Genomic DNA, 17991 nt, shown 5'->3' with positions numbered 1-17991 from the left:
CTCCAACTTTATTCCAAATCGCTCGACCAACCATCAGGCCGCATCAAGGCGTTATCAAAGCGTGAATGCATACCTTGGAATACGAGCGGGATTTTGCCCGTTGGGCCATTCCGGTGCTTACCCAAAATACATTCGGCGATACCTTTAAATTGGCTATCGGGGTTGTAGTACTCGTCACGATATAAAAACATAATCAAATCCGCATCCTGCTCAATCGCACCAGACTCACGCAAGTCGGACATCATCGGACGTTTATCGGTACGCTGTTCCACCGAACGGCTCAACTGTGACAGCGCAATAATAGGGCATTTCAATTCACGCGCTAAGCCTTTCAGTGAACGTGAAATTTCACCCAGTTCCGTCGCTCGGTTCTGATCTTTTGCACCGGATCGCCCCGCCATCAGTTGCAAGTAGTCAATCACGATCAAGCCCAACTGTCCGCCGCACTGACGAGCCAATCGACGTGACTTAGTGCGAATATCTAGTGCGGTCAATGCGCCAGTTTCTTCAATAAAAATGGGCGCCTCTGATAATTTGCCAACGGCATGCGTCAATCTCAGCCAATCATCATCTTCAAAGCGACCAGTCTTGAGCTTGTGCATATCAATCTTACCGACCGAACCCACCATACGCATACCGAGCTGCGCTGCCCCCATCTCCATCGAGAAAATCGCCACCGGCAATTTGCTGTCAATCGCGACGTTCTCTGCAATATTGATCGAAAACGCCGTTTTCCCCATCGACGGACGTCCGGCAACAATAATCAAATCGCCGCCTTGCAAGCCAGAAGTCATTTTATCGAGATCAATAAAACCCGTTGGCGTACCGGTGATTTCAGAGGGATTGTCTTGTTGGTATAAATAATCGATGCGTTCAACGATCTCTTTCAAAATCGGTGGCATTGCAAAAAAGCCCTGACTACCCTTTTGCGATTGCTCGGCAATCATAAAGACACGAGATTCAGCTTCATCGAGCAATTGCTTAGCATCTCGGCCATCGGGAAAGAAAGTTGCATCTGCAATTTCAGTCGCAACGCTGGCCAATTGACGCATGACTGATTTTTCGCGAACGATTTCGGCGTAGCGACGAATATTAGCGGCCGAGGGGGTATTTTGTACCAAGGAGCCTAGATAGGCGAGTCCACCCACATACGTCAGGTCATTGGTTGTATCGAGCGCTTCTTTAACCGTAATCACGTCCGCCGGACGATTGTGTTCAACCAGTTTAATAATGGCTTGATAGATGCGTCGATGGTCTTCGCGGTAAAAGTCGCCATCGCCGATCACATCGGCAATTTTGTCAAACGCCGTGTTGTCGAGCATTAAACCGCCTAACACCGACTGCTCAGCCTCGACTGAATGGGGAGGGATTCGGTAGACCGCAGTCTCGTCTTCACGTGAATTGACTTGATAGCTCGCTTGCATCTCGTTCACTTGGTCGGGATAATCAGTCATTTCTCAATCACAGGGTAGATTAGCTCGCTATTTTACCCCTTCAACGCCATGCAGTGTTTACGCAAATCAGTTCTAGTTTCCCATTCGGCCAAAGAAATGTTCGATTTAGTCGATCGTGTCGAAGATTACCCGCGATTTTTACCTTGGTGCGGCGGCGTCGAAGTGCACGAGCGAACGGATGAGGTTTTGGATGTCACCATTAAAATTGAATTTTTAAAGGTGAGTACCTTTTTTCGCACCCGCGACACCAAAAGCGAAAATGAAATCGTCATGCATTTTGTCGACGGCCCATTTAAAGCGTTAACGGGCATTTGGCGCTTTACGCCACTCATGGAAGACGCGTGCAAGATTGAATTTGAACTCGATTACGAATTCTCTAGCCGCACACTCGACGCGATTATTGGCCCCGTGTTTGGCAAAATCACCTCAACCTTTGTCGATGCTTTTGTCAAAGAAGCAGACAGAAAATACGGTTAAAACAGCACCAATCTATTTGCATGTATATAGCCATAGGCCTTTAAATTTATCGCCAATGCGGCAATACCCACAAGGAAACTAGAATGAGCGAGCTCATCACCGTTGAAGTCGTCTACGCCACGCATGGCAAACAAAAACTCTGCAGCGTCAAAGTACCAACGGGCACAACGGCCCAAGAAGCGATTCAAAAATCAGGCATTCTGACTGAATTCCCTGAAATCGACCTTAGCACGCAAAAAATCGGCATTTTTGCCAAGGCCGTCAAATTAGACACCGTACTGCGCGCCAAAGATCGAGTGGAAATCTACCGTCCCTTAATTGCCGACCCTAAAGAAGTTCGCCGACAACGCGCCGAGGCCGGCAAGATCATGAAAAAAGGCGGCGGCGAGGCTTAAGCCGCAATATCTGAGCTCGTAAAAAACGCACCCCAACCCATTACAAACGCCAGACTTACGCAACTATCAAACCAATTACGCATTTCTTCCACATACCCCTTGCAGGTATATCAGAAGCAGCCTAAGATACCCTTCATGGGTATCAATCAGAACAATCCTTCTATAAGCGCCCCCATCGATATACCTATCGAGGGGATGACGTGCTCGGCGTGCGCGCTAAGGATAGAAAAAGCCCTTAACCGTCTTGACGGCATTCATGCCAGCGTCAACTTTGCCAACGAATCGGCACAAATACTCAATAACACGCAAAACCTAGCGATCAGCAAGCTCATTACGGCGATTGAAAAAACAGGTTACGTCGTACCGATGAGCACGATTGAAATCCCCATCCAAGGTATGACCTGCACGGCCTGCGCGGCTCGATTAGAAAAAGTGCTGAATCGACTACCCAATATCGAAGCGCAAGTTAATTTCGCCAATGAAACGGCCCGCATTTCTGCACCGCAAGGCAGCCTGCAACTCGATCTCATTACTAGCGCCATTGAAAAAGCTGGCTTTAGTAGCGCGCCAATTGATACTCAAGCCAACGACAGCAAAGAAACACGGCCTTGGGCGCTGCTGATTGCCGCGGTTTTTACGCTGCCATTTTTGCTAGAAATGGGCGGGATGTTGCTGGGGCGGCACGCTTTAATTCCATTGCCGTTACAATTTATATTTACCACTATCGTTCAATTTATCCCCGGCCTGCGTTTTTATCGTGGCGCTTATTTTGCACTCAAGGGCGGCGCTGCCAATATGGATGTCTTAGTCGCTCTGGGCACGACGATGGCATGGGCGTACAGCGTTTGGGCATGGCAGCAAGGCCGTCATGATGTTTATTTTGAATCCAGCGCGGCCATTATTAGCTTGGTGATGCTAGGCAAATGGCTAGAAAGCCGCGCCAAGCAGAAAACTGCAGGCGCAATCAGCGAATTATTAGCACTGCAACCACAAACCGCACGGGTTTATCGTGACAATCAATGGTTAGAACTCGCTATCAACCGTATTGTCCTCGGTGATCGCTTGATGGTGCGCGACGGAGAAAGCGTAGCTGTTGATGGAAAAATCCTCAGCGGCACGGCCACAATCGATGAAGCAATGCTCACGGGAGAATCGATTCCTGTTAGCAAAACTATTAATGATCCTGTTTTTGCTGGCACGCGCAATACGCAAGGCAGCATCACGATTCAAGCAACCAGCATCGGCAGTCAAACCCAACTCGCTGCCATTATTCGGATGGTTCGCCAAGCCCAAGGCAGCAAAGCACCGATTCAACAACTTGCCGATCGCGTTGCCGCCATTTTTGTGCCATGTGTGCTGGCGATTTCAGTGCTGACCTTCGCCATCACTTGGTTTTGGCTAGACAGCCCAAGCACTGCACTCATACATGCCATCGCCGTATTCGTCATCGCCTGCCCTTGTGCGCTCGGCTTGGCTACACCGACCGCGATCATGGTGGGCGTTGGCCTAGGTGCGAAACACGGTCTGCTATTTCGTAACGCCAGCGCGTTAGAATTAGCCAGTAAAATTGATACCTTAATCGTCGACAAAACGGGCACGCTCACCTTTGGCAAGCCAGAAGTCACTGAAATTAGGGTCACTTCAAGCACGGAAGATGAATTAATTCAAATCGCCGCCAGCATCGAAGCTCATTCGCAACATCCACTTGCACATGCTCTGCTCGCCGCCGCAACTCAGCGAGAACTCGCTTTAATTGAAGTCAATGACATTCAAAGTGAAGCAGGCCTCGGTATTCGCGCCAAGATTTCAAATATAAGCTATCAAATCGGCCGCCCCGATTGGGTCTGCGCACCTCAAGCAGATGAACAAGCCCAAGTAGAGCGTATGTCGCAAGCGGGGCAAACGGTGATAGCGGTGGCAAGCAATCAACAATTGATAGGGTTCATCGGGCTTAAAGATACACCACGCCCAGCAGCAAAGGCCGCCGTGCAATCGCTGCAAGCCGCCGGCATTACCGTCATTATGATGACTGGCGATAATCAAGCGACAGCCAGTGCGATTGCCGACTCGCTAGGTATCAAACAATTTTTTGCTCAAACCAGCCCCAAAGACAAAGCTGAAAAAATCACTCAACTCCAAGCAGCGGGCCACAAAGTTGCGATGGCGGGCGACGGAATTAACGATGCGCCTGCGCTCGCTGTCGCAGATGTGAGTTTTGCGATGCAAAGCGGCGCCAGTGTCGCGATTGAAACTGCCGACATCACACTCATGCATAACGACATTCATCACGTTGCGGCAGCGATTAGCCTTTCCAAAGCGACTTTACGCAAAATCAGGCAAAACTTGTTTTTCGCATTTATTTACAACGTCATCGGGATTCCATTTGCCGCTTTAGGGTTGCTCAGCCCGATTATCGCGGGAGCCGCCATGGCACTATCATCCATCTCGGTGGTGAGTAATGCCCTACTACTTAAACGCTGGAAAGCATAAGGAGATCTATGGAAACCATCGAAATTCAAATTGAAGGCATGACCTGCGGTGGCTGCACAGCCAGCGTGATGCGTGTCCTGCAAGCCGTGACAGGGGTGCAATCGGCCAATGTCACCTTAAACCCAGGCGCGGCACAGATTGTGTTCGACGCCAATCAAACCAGCCGTGTCGCGCTGGAAATCACCATAGAGGAAGCTGGATATGCCATCAAGCACAACTAAGAAAGCCCAAGACAAAACTCAATTGCCACGTCCAAATAAGGATTTGTTGGTTAAACGCCTTAACCGTATCGTCGGCCAAGTATCGGGCATCACCCGCATGGTTGAAGAAGAAAAATACAGTGGCGACATTTTGAATCAAGTGGCTGCAGCACGCTCAGCGCTCGATGCTTTGGGCCTGATTTTGCTTGAACAACAAACCCAAGATTGCATCGCCCAAGCGCTCAAAACTGGCAATGGCCAAGAAGCGGCTGAACAATTGATGCAAGTGGTAAAAAAAGTACGCGGTTAATTCAAACTCACCGCCATTTAAAAAGCCCGCATTTGCGGGCTTTTTAATTTTTTACAGGTATTGCCTTGCAGCCATTATTTAATAATAGCTACAAAGCAATACTTCATTAGAGTGGCAATAAATTCAATTTACGGAACAGCGCTTTATCACCTTCAACTTCAGGATTGCCCGTCGTCAATAATTTATCACCGTAAAAAATTGAATTTGCGCCCGCTAGGAAACACAAGGCCTGCATTGCCTCTGGCATTTGCTGGCGTCCGGCAGAAAGTCGCACATATGCCTTTGGCATCGTAATTCGCGCTACAGCGATGGTGCGTACAAATTCAGTCCAATCCACAACCTCAGAGCCATCCAGCGGCGTACCGTCGATTTGTACTAAATTATTGATTGGCACAGAATCAGGCTGCGGATCCAAATTAGCCAGTTGCGCCACCAAACCAGCGCGATCCAAGCGAGTTTCACCCAAGCCAACAATACCACCCGAGCACACGTTCAAACCCGCCTTGCGAGCTTTACCTAGGGTATCCAAGCGGTCAGCATAGCTGTGTGTCGTAACGATCTCGCCGTATTTGGCTTCTGAGGTATCGAGATTGTGATTGTAATAATCTAGGCCCGCATCACGCAGCTGCTCAGCTTGACCGTCTTTGAGCATGCCAAATGTCGCACAGGTTTCTAAACCCAGCGCTTTGACGCCAGCAATCATTTTTTTGACTTCGTCTAAATCTTTATTTTTAGGACCACGCCATGCCGCGCCCATACAGAATCGTGAGGAACCATTTTCTTTCGCAATCGCTGCAGCCGCAATCACTTCATCGGCACCCATCAGCTTTTGCGTTTCCAAGCCTGTATCGTGGCGCGCTGATTGCGAGCAATAACCACAATCTTCTGAGCAACCACCGGTTTTTACCGAGAGCAAAGTAGAAAGTTGCACTCGATTGGCATCAAAATTGGCACGATGAACGGTTTGCGCTTGAAACAGTAAATCATTAAATGGCAGTGCAAATAGCTCAGCAACGGCGGCTTCAGACCATAAGGCTTGTTCAGGATGCGGTGTAGACCGTTTAAATTCAATGGTTTGAGCTGGTGCTGAGGTTGAACAATTCATTCGCATTTTTCCCACAATGATTAAATACTAAATCAATTCACCACTGACTAAACCAGCTCAGCAAATGAACACAATACAAGCATTGTCCGAAGGAGGCGTAGAGTTGTCAAATTTTATCGTTGATTTTTTCAACTACATTGCACCACATCAATGCCTGCTTTGCTCAGGAACGAGTCTCCACTCCCTCTGCAAACCATGCGAACAAAGCCTAGCACCATGGATTGCCAGTGATAGCTGCCCCTGCTGCGGTTACGTGAACACTCAAGGACATTTCTGTGGCGCTTGCTTGCAGGCCAAACCGGCCTTTGATCACACCCAAGCGGCATTTTTATACATCGAACCGATTGCATCTTTAATTCAAGCCGCAAAGTTTGCCAAGCAGTGGTCACTTCTACCGCCACTTGGCGAGTTTCTTGCCACTTGCATCACAGAACAACAAGGCATTGATCGGATTATCCCGCTCCCCCTACACCCCGCGCGCCTCGTTGAAAGGGGTTTTAATCAAGCACTTGAGATTGCCCGACCCGTTGCAGCAGCGCTTAGAATTCCTTTAGAGATTGGACGATTACAGAGAATCAAAGACACTGAACACCAAGCACGTTTATCGGCTAATGCGCGCTGGCAAAATATGCGGGGAGCTTTTCACTACCAAGGTGACTTATCAGGACAACGCATTGCCTTGATTGATGATGTGATGACCAGCGGAGCAAGCTTAAATGCGGCGGCCAGAGCATTGAAAGCCGCCGGCGCTATCGATGTGCAAGTCTGGGTCGTAGCTCGCACACCTTAGCGCAACAAATTAAAATCCAATTGATTTACTAATCAAACTGCCGCGTCCAATTAATATTCACCGAGCTGGAATCCACCCCTATTCGCGACACAATCGACCAGTTTCTCGATAGTTGCAAAGAAAAACTTACCGCGTCTCGCAAGCCGTTAAAGCTTTTTTCAAGTGACACACTTAAATTGCGGGCCAATTGTTTAGTCACCGAAACCACTTGCGTCGTGCTGCCATCAGCCTCTTTGACCGAGCTATATCCCGCATCGTCTAAACCCACCGCACTAAGCATATTGCCTGTTACTCCTGGCCCGGTTGCGTCTCCTGTGGCCATTGAATTTAACAACTGCAATAGCAAAGCGCCATCAGCGCCGCCAACATTTTCTACGCCGTGACCAAACAGTAGCCAAGACAACTTTTCTGAATCGGGGACATTAGGCTCAGAGAAAAGAGTCACTCGTGGCGATTGAGCACTACCTTGTACGCGCACACCCGCCTCTACCGCTTGATTACGGCGTATCGCCAACACATCCAAACCCGGATTATCGAGTGGACCAATAAACGACAAGACCCCTCGTTCAATATCCAAGGTGCGGCCATAAGCACGGAAAGTACCTTTGTCCACACTCACTGTGCCATTGGCACGCAAAGGCTGACTGGCTTGAGCTCGCAAACGCAATTGACCAATCAACTCAGCATCCAAACCATAACCACGGAAGCGGAAGTTGTTGCCTAGGTCCACCGCCACTTCAACATTCATCGGCAAGGTGCGGCTCGTTTCTTTGCGTTCACGCCCCAACACCACGACATCCGAAGAAAGACGCGGCACTTCATTCGAAACGAACTGAATATCCCCTTCATCAGCGACAAACTGCCCGTTAATTTGCAAAGTGCCATCCCTAAACTCAATCGCGCCCTGACCACTCATCACCAGTAACATATCCGGCTTACTGATTAAGGTGAATTGATTGGCTTTTAATTTGGCCGAACCAACCAAGCCTGCATCGCCCAACTCAATCACGCCCGACCCTGTAAGCTCGCCCTTGCCACCTTTAAAGCGCAAAGTACGCAATTGGATTTGCTGATTAGAAAGAGCAATATCCAACTGACCATCCGTCATACGGATGCCCGTGCTCGCATCACGAAGCGCCAAGCCAGAGCCTTGCACCCCTCCCGTCATACTCACCACACCAGACTGAGCAACTCGTTGCACGCTAATTTTTGCATTACCCGCCAATTGAATGGACGGCCCCATAAATGGGGACAACAAACTCAAATCCGGCAAGTCACTACGCAAACCCATCGTTAAAGCACTGTTTTCTGCCACTTGCAAGGTATGCGGATCCAGTAGCGCAGACAAATTAAAATCAGCAATCCCCAGACGCGGAGCTTTCATACTGCTTTGTATATTTAGTTGGTTATTGGTGATTTTGGCTGCCAATTGCAATTCACTCATCTGAAATGCTTGGCTTGCCGTACCATTACTCTGCAAACCGACATCGCCACTAATGCGCTTGATATTTAGCTGACCATTGATGGCATGGTCTTGTTTTAGTGACCACCCGCCTGCCAGTACCAGATCAGTTTTAATATCTTTATTACCCATCAAAGGCAACCAATCGGCCAGAACGATGCGTTTTAACTCGCCGCTAGTGTTAATGATGCCTTGATGCCACTCCACATTATTAATTTTTACACTACTCTGCCCGAGGTTTAGCTCACCAGCACCGAGTTGAAATTGTTCAGCAGAGACCGTTAAAGCCATTGGCGACATCAACTGAAATGGCACAAAGGCTTTACCGTCAAAATTTTTAATTTTGCCTTGCCACAAAAAAGCGTCATTCAATGAGCCCTGCAGCACGGTATTAAGCAACAAAGCTTGTTTTTGATGTTGACCACTCGCGGACAGCGTCAATTCATGTGAACTACGTGTACCAGTAGCCAGTAAATTGACTTTATCGATCACAGTCTCAGCCAGTCGCAACTCAGTCAAATTCAGCTGCACCTTCAACGGCCGCTGCAAATCAGATGGCACATCCGCATGAATATCAGCCTGCTTAATGCTCATATCCCATGGCGTTTTAAGCTGCTGAACCTTAAGATCTCCTTGAATTTGCAAGGCATTCAATGGCCCCGACAAGACACCCTGACCATCAACCAATCCAGAGAATCCTTTACCGATAACGGCCAAGTTAGGTAAATGAAGTTGGTAACTCAACTTATCATTCACTTGACCTAGTGCGCCCTTTACATCAACACGGTTGGCGCCCAATGCCAGCCACAATTGGCTATCTTGGAGCTGATTATCAGTGAGTTTCAATTGCCCCTGCCCAGTTAATGACTCGCCATTAAACTGACTATCTCGCAAGTTGTAATTTAAATCGACCAGTAGACGAGGCTCGACCCGCCCATTGGCGACGAAATTGCCACCAATACGCCCCGCTGGTACCGAAAAGTAATCTGCAGGGTTAAATCTTTGCAATTCCGCATTAAGCTTAAAATCAAACGGCGACAACAAATTAACCTCACCGCTCGCCAAAACCTGACTGCCAGCGCGGCTTAACTCCAAGCGGCGAACTGCGATCCGTCGTTGTTGATCGGGTCTAATCCACCCCATATCAATGGAAGCGACAGCCTTGAAGCGAGCGTCAGACAACTGCCCTTTAACGTCCGGCGCGAGCCATGGCCCTTTTATCGCCAATGAACCCGCCATTTGACTAGCCGGCTGCGGCGACCACAACAACGCAGGATCGATCCCTTGCAATCCTACTTTTAGATCTAACTGTTCATTAAAAATTCTACCGTTTGCCGTCACTCGGCCATTGCCGCTCAATTGCGCGAGCAGGCTCTGAATTTCTAGTGCTTCTCCCTTCAACTGCAACTGCGCGTTCAAGCTGCGCAAAGGCAAGCCTTGTCGATCTAAACTATCAAGTACCTGATTTTGAAGACTTAGCTTAATGCTTGCGCCATCAGCAGTGGGCTTCACATCCAAATCGGCGTTGATTCTTGCTTTTGGTGCGGACGGATGAAAGGCTGCGGGATTAATTTGATTTAAACGTGCATGTCCATGCTGCACAATCTGGTAAGCATGCGGCGCAAACACATCGAGCTTCACGTCCACATTGGCAGTCACTTGCTCTGCCGTTAAATCTGCTTTAACAGCTAGAGCGCGTAAATCACCCACTACATGACCAACGGCGGTTAATGTCCTTTTTTCAAGCTCTCCGGCCAAAACAAAAGAACCCGCCGTTGCAAATGGCGCAATGCCATTCAAATTGAGCGCGGCGCTGAGCGTGCCTTGTGGCGCACGAATTTGCTGCACACTCAAGCGGTGTGACTCCCCATCACTATCAAGACTCGCCTGAATATCTTTGAGCAAAGGTGCGTCGGAAATATCTAATTGAGCGATTTTTAACTGAATGACCCGCAGACTAAATGGCAACGTCAACTGAGTTGGTGGCGGGCTTACCTCTTTCATTGGGGGCTGTGGCTTCAGTTTGATTTGCAACACATCTAAACTAAGCTCATTAAGGTATAGCTTTCTAACGAATACAGAATATGGCGTCCAGCCCAATACACCATAATTTAACTTCACTTCAACGTCAGTAGTATCAACACGTAAATCTTTGACTTCAAGACGAGACCAAAACGATCCTTGCAAAGACTTTAATGTCACAACACCACTGCGATTAATGACCTCAACTAAACGTGCACGCCCATGGTCAGAATCAAGCCAAGTCAAAATGCTAGCCAGCACCACCACGGTAAGTGCAATGCTGCATATCGTCCCCCAAACGACGCCACGAATAACGCGCCGAGCCACACCATACTTATGTGGCTTTTTTTTCGCTTGTTGTGAAGGCTCAGAAGTAGACTCCACTGCCTCAGTGTTGGACTCTGACGTTTCAATATGCTTAATCGACATTAAAAAGCTAAACCCATTGCGAATTCAAAACGTACTTTCTTTGACTCTAATCCGTAAGCTAAATCGGCACCAATTTGTCCCACCGGACTTTGCCACCTGGCACCGATACCAACCCCACCCACTGCATCAAAACTCTGCCAATCTAAGGCCGCATCACCATAATCAAAAAAGACCGCGCCGCGCCAATCTGGTGCAATTGGATGCTGATATTCAATGGTAGAAGTCGCAAGCACCTGACCCGGCGCAGTTGATCCACCAGCAGGCACCCCTAAAGATTGATAGGCATAGCCCCGAACTGAACCGACCCCACCCGCACGGAACAAGGCATCAGAAGGCACACCGAAAACATCCTGACTGAATGTTTCACCGACCTCTAAACGCAGCAGCAGAACGCCTTCTTTGCCAATTTTATTGTATAAAATACCGTTACCGTACATGCGAACAAAACTCACATCGCTCAATAGATACTCACTAGCGCCGCCAATTTCTGCCAATGCTAAGTAACCATTTTTTGGGTCTTTTTTACTATCCAATTTGCGCTGTATCCAGCGAAAATTAGCGGTTAAAGATTTCGGATTACTGGTTGTTCCATCATTTAATTCACGACTTTCTGTTACATACTGAACAGACATAAAGCGCTCAATATCGCCCTCGATTTTATTGCGCGATAGACCTGTTCGATACGTTTCAGAGAGAAAGCCTTGAATATCTGATCTTAAATAATCCAAGTTGGCACTATGCTCCCAGCCGTCAGTTCCACGTGGCAGCGTAACCCCCGTACTGACTGATTGTTCTTTTTGGGTTAATTGAAAACTCGAATTAAATATCCACGCTCGGTCTAGTAAATTTAAATGTCGATATGCAACACCAATTTGAGCACCCACATTCGTGTTAAAACCGATATTACTAGTGATGCGATTGAGTGGTGCCTCTTGTACATTAATATGGATCGGCGCTATAAAGGGCTCCGACTCAGGCAAATCAACGTCCACCAAAACCGATGAAAAGTGCGGCATATTTTGCAATTCAGTTTGCAAATCGATTAAGTCATTCCGGCGATAGGCTTCCCCTGGATTAATTTGAACTCGATCTCGCACTAAGCTTTCTGGAAAATGGTTCAAACCACGAACCTCAGTCGCCCCAAAAACAAACAAAGGCCCACTATCGATATCAATTCTAAAATTTGCCGTGTTGATTTCAGGGTCGATTTCCGCTCTGCTATCGGTCATTTTGCTAGCAGGATAATCACGCGCTAAAAATGAAGCCAAGCTCCGGCGCTTGAGTTCATCCCACGATCGCTGAGTAAAAGGCTCACCGATCAATTCATCTGCTCGATTATTAAATCGCTGCTCCAGCACGGCCAAACGGTCTGGATTATCGTGGATCGCACCAGCAACATGGAGCTGAGCCTCTTTAATGATCGCTACAGGGCCAGGCTCGACTTCGATCACGACCAGATTGCGATCAGTACTTTGCTCTAAACGTGCCTGTGTTTTGGAGTTGAAGTAACCCTCCGTTTCCAGCAGGTTAGCGACTGAAACGGGTAGATTTTCAATCGCATGATTGAGTTGCTCAGGGGAGTTTCGTGGATTATTGCGGAGTGCAAAGATTTCCAAATGGCGCTCCAGCAAAGAAGACACCGCCGAAGGCGCACGCAAATCAATCCGAAAGGTAAATGGCGCTTCAACCTCAGTTGCTGCTTGAGCTGTCGAATGGACTGCAACCGTCGCCAAACAAAACGCACTAAATAAAGATTGGATTTTCAAGCAAAAAACCAAGACAAAAAGTAAAACCCGACTTTACCAAAATTGCAGCTTAACCGCTCAAGTGAATCCAAAATTTGAACAAAAAAATCCCGACTTGTTTTGCATCAAGAGATGCAAATCAGAGTCGGGCACAGGAGGATGGAGTCGATAACGCAACTTTCGTCGCGGTTACTACAGGGTGCTACAAAAAACCGTGTATCGCTTAGCGATTCAATGTCAGCTGCCAACCGCGTGATTTAACTAGCAACTGTTGTTGGAATTCGAAATTTTTAATCATTTTGACTAATGTACGCATGGTGATTCTCCTAAAGTTAACCAGCTATCTCGCTGGCTTTGCATTACTACTTCGATGGACGTACTTTATCAAAACTACGAAAACAACGCAAGTCATTAGGTAATATTACTACCTAAAATTTAACCACAATAAGTAACAACAAGTACAAAAATTTTAATATTATCTTTATATATCAACAACAAAAACCGTAACAAACACAAAACAAACAAATTTCAAATGTAGCAATACTACAGAACCAACACATACAAGAACGTAGCAAAAATCAGGGTAACGCACCTGCGCCACCCCGACTCCACCACCCAATTAACCCTTACCCAACAAGCCCTTTTTCAAATCCTCACTCACTGGCACCCTACCTAGCCAGATCGACAACAATGCATTGGCAAACACATCCCCTTCGATCACCCCCATCGCCCGTCCGCGCACCGAAACCTTGCTACCCTGACTCGGAATAAAATCAAGCACAATGACATCACCCTTGCTTACGCTCTTTATCTCGGCAAATATTTTTTCCAGCTCTGCAACTTTGGGAGCGAGTTCTTTAAGCTGACCTGCCGACAAATTCGCTTGCAAACCATCAAGCAAAGCCTGATAGAGACTAGCCGCTTCCACATTACGCAACATCGTCAATTGCATTCGACGCGGTGCATTAGATCCCAGCACAGCAACTGCATCAGCCGACTTCTGCGTTACATACAAAGATGCCACATAAACCTCAAACATCATTTTCTTGCGCACGCCCGCACCATTCAAATGCAAAGTGCCTTCAGCCGCAGCCACCTTCTCAGGCACATTTACCCCAGACACTTCAACGGCTTGCACAGCCAGAGGCAACCATACTAATGCTGAAAAAATTGAGCAAAGTAGCGTTTTTTTCATTTTTAGCTCCAAAAAAAGCCCGTAATCCACACAAGACACGGGCTTTATCATTGAGACAGTGAGTTAAATTACAAAACCTGCAAAATCCCTGCTGCGCCCATCCCGGTGCCAATACACATTGTCACCATCGCGTAGCCCGATTTACCTTGGCCGCGCAGGCCGTGAATTGCCGTTGCCGCACGAATCGCGCCAGTTGCCCCCAGCGGATGGCCTAAGGCAATCGCGCCACCATGTGGATTAACGATGGACATATCCAAGCTCAAATCACGACTCACCGCCAAAGCTTGCGCGGCAAATGCTTCATTGAGCTCAATCCATGCCAAATCAGACAAATTCAAGCCCGCTTGCTTCAGCGCAGCTGGAATCGCCTCTTTCGGGCCAATACCCATAATTTCAGGTGGAACGCCTTTCACAGCAAAAGTGACGTACTTGGCCAATGGCACCAGATTAAATTCTTTGAGTATTTTTTCTGAAACCAAAATCAAAGCCGCTGCGCCATCTGACATTTGCGAGCTATTACCTGCCGTGACACTTCCCTTCGCCGCAAACACGGTTTTCAACTTCGCCAAACCTTCTGCGCTAGTGTCCGCTCGCGGGCCTTCATCTTGCAACAGCGTTTTATTTACTAGCTCAACTTCGCCCGTTGCTAGATTCGGGATGCGATACGTCACATCCAGCGGTGCGATTTCAGCAGCAAACTTACCCGTCGCTGTTGCAGCCAATGCACGGCGATGCGATTCAACCGCAAACGCATCTTGATCCTCGCGGCTCACCTGCCATTGCTGCGCGACTTTTTCCGCCGTCAAACCCATGCCGTAGGCAATCGCGACATTCTCATCGGTTTCGTAAATACTTGCGCCAAGTGACAATTTATTGCCGCCCATTGGCACCATCGACATCGATTCAGTGCCGGCGGCAATCATCACATCGGCTTCACCAAGACGGATTTTGTCCGCCGCCAGCGATACCGCATTAATCCCAGACGAGCAAAAACGATTAATCGTAATGCCGCCCACCGTATTGGGTAGACCCGCCAACAGCGCACCAATCCGCGCCACATTCATCCCTTGTTCGCCCTCAGGCATCGCACAACCCGCGACCACATCCGACACCAAAGAGGGATCCAGCGACGGCACTTGCGCCATCGCGGCTTTAAGAACATGTGCCAACAAATCATCTGGCCGCACACCTTTCAACATGCCGCGCGGCGCTTTGCCAACTGGGGTTCGCACCGCGGCGACGATATAAGCTTCTTGAATCTGTTTGCTCATTTTGAGCTCCTGAAATTTTCAGCCAAGGCCAAACATAATTCTCACAAGAGTGCGAATTAAAAGATGCGAGCACACGATAGAGTGCGGCGACCGGAGCGCAGGAACCGGAATGTACATCGAGTACATGAGGATTCCGAGCACCGCACGACGCGCTATAGCGGGATGCGCAGCTCTTTTAAACGCACTCTTAGTTGCGTAGGGGTTTATTGAATTCAATCATGTGCATGATGCGCTCTTGAGTTTTGCCTTTTTTCAGCAAGCCCATAAACCGTTCACGCTCAAGCTTAAGAATCCAATCTTCGTCCACCAAAGTCCCCGCATCCACATCGCCACCGCATACAATCTCGGCAATCTGCACGCCAATATGGAAGTCGTATTTGGAAATAAAGCCGCCCTCCAGCATATTGACCAGTTGCGCACGAATCGTTGCTGCGCCCGAGCGCCCCGCTACCGCAAACGCTTTAGGGCGCACAGGTGCACGGTATCCGGCCGCAGCCATTGCACGAACTTGGGCTTGCGCCACATACAGTAACTCATTGGCATTCATCACGATCACGTCAGATTCTTTGAGATAGCCAATTTGCTGACCTTCTTCGGCACTGGTACCGACTTTGGCCGTCGCCATCGCTAGGTAATAGTCTTTTAATACTTCCAAAATATTGCCGTTACGAGCAAGACGCGAAGCGCGTAGCGCGAATTCTTTACAACCACCACCAGCAGGCAACAAACCAACGCCCACCTCAACCAAACCGATGTAGGTTTCAACGTGCGCCACGACGCGAGCGCAATGCATCAGGAATTCGCAACCACCACCAAACGCATAACCTTGCGCCGCGCCGACGACGGGCACTTTGGCGTATTTAATCGCTTGCGAGGTATTTTGGAATTCCGCGACCATGTTTTCAATCGCGGCAAAGTCGCCGGTCATAAACGCGGGCCCCATACTCATCAAATCAGCACCGACCGAGAACGGTGCAGTCGAGTGCCAAATCACCAAACCAGGATGGTATTGCTCTGCAATCTTGATAGATTCTTGGACACCAGCCAATACATTAGCACCCACGCAATGCGCTTTGGTTTTAAAGCTCAGTACTGGAATATCATTTGCTGATGCACCGACACTCGCTGGCGGCAACCACATCCGCACGCTATCGTTTTCAAACAAAGTCTCGCCAAAATCAGGCTCAGCCTCGCCCAATACCGTTGGCGGATAGAATTGGCGTTCGTATACAGGCAAGTTCGAACGACCAACCATAGCAGCAGTTGCAGCACTGAATGAACCCTGCGGCGTATGCACACCATCGCGCACCATCACCCAAGCTGGCAGCGGAGTGCTCGAGAGTGTTTTACCTGCGGCGATATCTTCATTAATTGCCGCCGCAATGGCCTGCCATCCAGCGGCTTGCCACATTTCAAACGGACCTTGCTCCCAGCCGAAACCCCAGCGAATCGCAAAATCGACATCCCGTGCATTGTCGGCAATGTGCTCGAGCTGAACGGCGATGTAGTGCCAAACGTCACGCAGGCAAGCCCAAATAAATTGCGCTTCAGGATGTTCAGATGCACGCAAAGCAGCAATCTTGGCAGCGGCATCTGGATTTTTTAGCAAGGCTTTGACTTCATCCGACGCTTTTTGACCGCCAGCTATATATTCACCAGTAGCCGGATCGAGCATCAATACATCTTTACCGACTTTCTTAAAAATCCCTTGCCGTGTTTTTTGGCCCAAAGCGCCGGCTGCGATCAAGCGATTCAGCCATTCTGGCGTTTGGAATAAGCCATGCCACGGATCATCGCCGAGCGCATCCGTCATCGTTTTCACGACGTGAGCAAATGTATCCAAGCCGACCACGTCCGCAGTGCGGAAAGTCGCTGATTTAGGACGACCTAGTTTTGGCCCCGTTAAATCATCGACCACGTCAAAACGAATACCAAAGGTTTCTGCGTGCTTGATGGTGGTCAGCATCGAAAATACGCCAATGCGGTTGGCAATAAAATTCGGAGTATCTTTGGCGCGAACCACGCCTTTGCCTAAACGCAAAGTTAGAAAGGTTTCCAGTGCATCAAGGGTATCAGCCTGACATGCTTTGGTAGCAATAAGTTCGACCAAATACATATAGCGTGGCGGATTAAAGAAGTGAATACCGCAAAAGCGAGATTGCAACTCCGCTGGCACGCTCCCCGCGAGTTTTTCAATGGATAAGCCAGAAGTATTACTGGCTAAAATTGCATGTGAAGCAAGATGTGGTGCTATTTTGGCATAAAGATCCGCTTTCCAATCCAAACGCTCCGCAATCGCCTCAATCACCAAATCGCAACCACTCAATAACGCCAAGTCTGTACCGTAATTGGCCGGGGCAATGCCATCGACACGACTAGCCGACATTAGCGGCGCTGGTTTTAACTTTTTCAGATTATCAAGTGCTTTTAATGCAATCGCATTTGGATTGCCGTCAGTCGCCGGCAAATCAAACAAAACGGTTTCAATTCCAGCATTGGATAGATGAGCTGCGATTTGCGCGCCCATTACCCCTGCACCCAAAACGGCAACACGACGAATTGAATGGGTCGATGATAAAGTCATAGTATTTCCTCAAAGCAGAGAACGCGTGACAGACTAGGCTGCGCCATCACGCCCTCAACAGT

At 48.6% G+C, this 17991-nt stretch carries 13 protein-coding genes; 6 read left to right on the top strand and 7 right to left on the bottom strand.

What is annotated here, in order from left to right:
• Positions 1-8 precede the first annotated feature (8 nt).
• Complete coding sequence (dnaB, locus tag K4H28_RS05545; RefSeq protein WP_373312772.1) at positions 9-1454, bottom strand: replicative DNA helicase; 1446 nt, start codon at positions 1452-1454, stop codon at positions 9-11.
• Positions 1455-1502: 48 nt separating this feature from the next.
• Between dnaB and K4H28_RS05540 the strand changes: the two genes are divergently transcribed.
• From K4H28_RS05540 to K4H28_RS05520, 5 genes are all read left to right on the top strand, one after another.
• Positions 1503-1931, top strand: a complete 429-nt coding sequence (locus K4H28_RS05540; protein ID WP_221007387.1) for a type II toxin-antitoxin system RatA family toxin — start codon at positions 1503-1505, stop codon at positions 1929-1931.
• An 83-nt stretch (positions 1932-2014) separates the two neighbouring features.
• On the top strand, positions 2015-2326 hold the full coding sequence (locus K4H28_RS05535; RefSeq protein WP_221007386.1) for an RnfH family protein: 312 nt from the start codon (positions 2015-2017) through the stop codon (positions 2324-2326).
• Positions 2327-2461: 135 nt separating this feature from the next.
• Entirely contained in the window at positions 2462-4816 is a 2355-nt protein-coding gene (locus K4H28_RS05530) for a heavy metal translocating P-type ATPase (RefSeq protein WP_221007385.1), read from the top strand.
• 8 nt (positions 4817-4824) lie between these two features.
• A complete protein-coding gene (locus K4H28_RS05525) occupies positions 4825-5037 on the top strand; it encodes a heavy-metal-associated domain-containing protein (protein ID WP_221007384.1) in 213 nt (70 codons plus the stop codon).
• Positions 5018-5326 carry a metal-sensitive transcriptional regulator gene (locus tag K4H28_RS05520; protein ID WP_255573633.1) on the top strand — a complete coding sequence of 103 codons (309 nt, stop codon included), beginning with the start codon at positions 5018-5020 and terminating at the stop codon, positions 5324-5326. Before K4H28_RS05525 ends, K4H28_RS05520 begins: the two co-directional genes overlap by 20 nt.
• 106 nt (positions 5327-5432) lie before the next feature.
• On the opposite strand, the gene bioB is transcribed toward K4H28_RS05520, so the two are convergent.
• Positions 5433-6431, bottom strand: coding sequence for a biotin synthase BioB (gene bioB, locus K4H28_RS05515; protein ID WP_221007383.1), 999 nt, complete (start codon positions 6429-6431; stop codon positions 5433-5435).
• Positions 6432-6495: 64 nt separating this feature from the next.
• Here bioB and K4H28_RS05510 point away from each other — a divergent pair, with 64 nt between their 5' ends.
• On the top strand, positions 6496-7221 hold the full coding sequence (locus K4H28_RS05510) for a ComF family protein (RefSeq protein WP_255573632.1): 726 nt from the start codon (positions 6496-6498) through the stop codon (positions 7219-7221).
• A gap of 28 nt (positions 7222-7249) precedes the next feature.
• Here the strand turns inward: K4H28_RS05510 and K4H28_RS05505 are convergent, their stop codons facing one another.
• The 5 genes from K4H28_RS05505 to K4H28_RS05485 all read right to left on the bottom strand — a co-directional run bounded on the left by K4H28_RS05505 (position 7250) and on the right by K4H28_RS05485 (position 17929).
• The gene (locus K4H28_RS05505; protein ID WP_221007381.1) at positions 7250-11134 is read right to left on the bottom strand and encodes a translocation/assembly module TamB domain-containing protein; all 3885 of its coding nucleotides are present in this window, start codon (positions 11132-11134) and stop codon (positions 7250-7252) included.
• A complete protein-coding gene (locus K4H28_RS05500) occupies positions 11134-12900 on the bottom strand; it encodes an autotransporter assembly complex protein TamA (RefSeq protein WP_221007380.1) in 1767 nt (588 codons plus the stop codon). The genes K4H28_RS05505 and K4H28_RS05500 overlap by 1 nt, the downstream gene beginning before the upstream one ends.
• 598 nt (positions 12901-13498) lie before the next feature.
• On the bottom strand, positions 13499-14074 hold the full coding sequence (locus K4H28_RS05495) for a chalcone isomerase family protein (RefSeq protein ID WP_221007379.1): 576 nt from the start codon (positions 14072-14074) through the stop codon (positions 13499-13501).
• A 68-nt stretch (positions 14075-14142) separates the two neighbouring features.
• Positions 14143-15345, bottom strand: coding sequence for an acetyl-CoA C-acyltransferase (locus tag K4H28_RS05490; protein ID WP_221007378.1), 1203 nt, complete (start codon positions 15343-15345; stop codon positions 14143-14145).
• A 187-nt stretch (positions 15346-15532) separates the two neighbouring features.
• Positions 15533-17929: a 3-hydroxyacyl-CoA dehydrogenase/enoyl-CoA hydratase family protein gene (locus K4H28_RS05485; protein ID WP_221007377.1), complete on the bottom strand. Its 2397-nt coding sequence runs from the start codon at positions 17927-17929 to the stop codon at positions 15533-15535.
• Between the last annotated feature and the right edge of the window lie 62 nt (positions 17930-17991).

It is taken from the genome of Deefgea tanakiae (assembly GCF_019665765.1).
GTDB classification, from domain to species: Bacteria; Pseudomonadota; Gammaproteobacteria; order Burkholderiales; family Chitinibacteraceae; genus Deefgea; species Deefgea tanakiae.
The sequence above is the reverse complement of the archived record's forward strand: the minus strand, read 5'-3'. Positions and strand labels throughout refer to the sequence as shown.

Coding starts and splice junctions, on each gene's coding strand:
- K4H28_RS05495 (WP_221007379.1), bottom strand. CDS start 14,074: ATGAAAAAAACGCTACTTTGCTCAATTTTTTCAGCATTAGTATGGTTG.
- K4H28_RS05520 (WP_255573633.1), top strand. CDS start 5,018: ATGCCATCAAGCACAACTAAGAAAGCCCAAGACAAAACTCAATTGCCA.
- K4H28_RS05540 (WP_221007387.1), top strand. CDS start 1,503: ATGCAGTGTTTACGCAAATCAGTTCTAGTTTCCCATTCGGCCAAAGAA.
- K4H28_RS05510 (WP_255573632.1), top strand. CDS start 6,496: ATGAACACAATACAAGCATTGTCCGAAGGAGGCGTAGAGTTGTCAAAT.
- K4H28_RS05530 (WP_221007385.1), top strand. CDS start 2,462: ATGGGTATCAATCAGAACAATCCTTCTATAAGCGCCCCCATCGATATA.
- K4H28_RS05490 (WP_221007378.1), bottom strand. CDS start 15,345: ATGAGCAAACAGATTCAAGAAGCTTATATCGTCGCCGCGGTGCGAACC.
- K4H28_RS05505 (WP_221007381.1), bottom strand. CDS start 11,134: ATGTCGATTAAGCATATTGAAACGTCAGAGTCCAACACTGAGGCAGTG.
- K4H28_RS05535 (WP_221007386.1), top strand. CDS start 2,015: ATGAGCGAGCTCATCACCGTTGAAGTCGTCTACGCCACGCATGGCAAA.
- bioB (WP_221007383.1), bottom strand. CDS start 6,431: ATGAATTGTTCAACCTCAGCACCAGCTCAAACCATTGAATTTAAACGG.
- dnaB (WP_373312772.1), bottom strand. CDS start 1,454: ATGACTGATTATCCCGACCAAGTGAACGAGATGCAAGCGAGCTATCAA.
- K4H28_RS05485 (WP_221007377.1), bottom strand. CDS start 17,929: ATGACTTTATCATCGACCCATTCAATTCGTCGTGTTGCCGTTTTGGGT.
- K4H28_RS05525 (WP_221007384.1), top strand. CDS start 4,825: ATGGAAACCATCGAAATTCAAATTGAAGGCATGACCTGCGGTGGCTGC.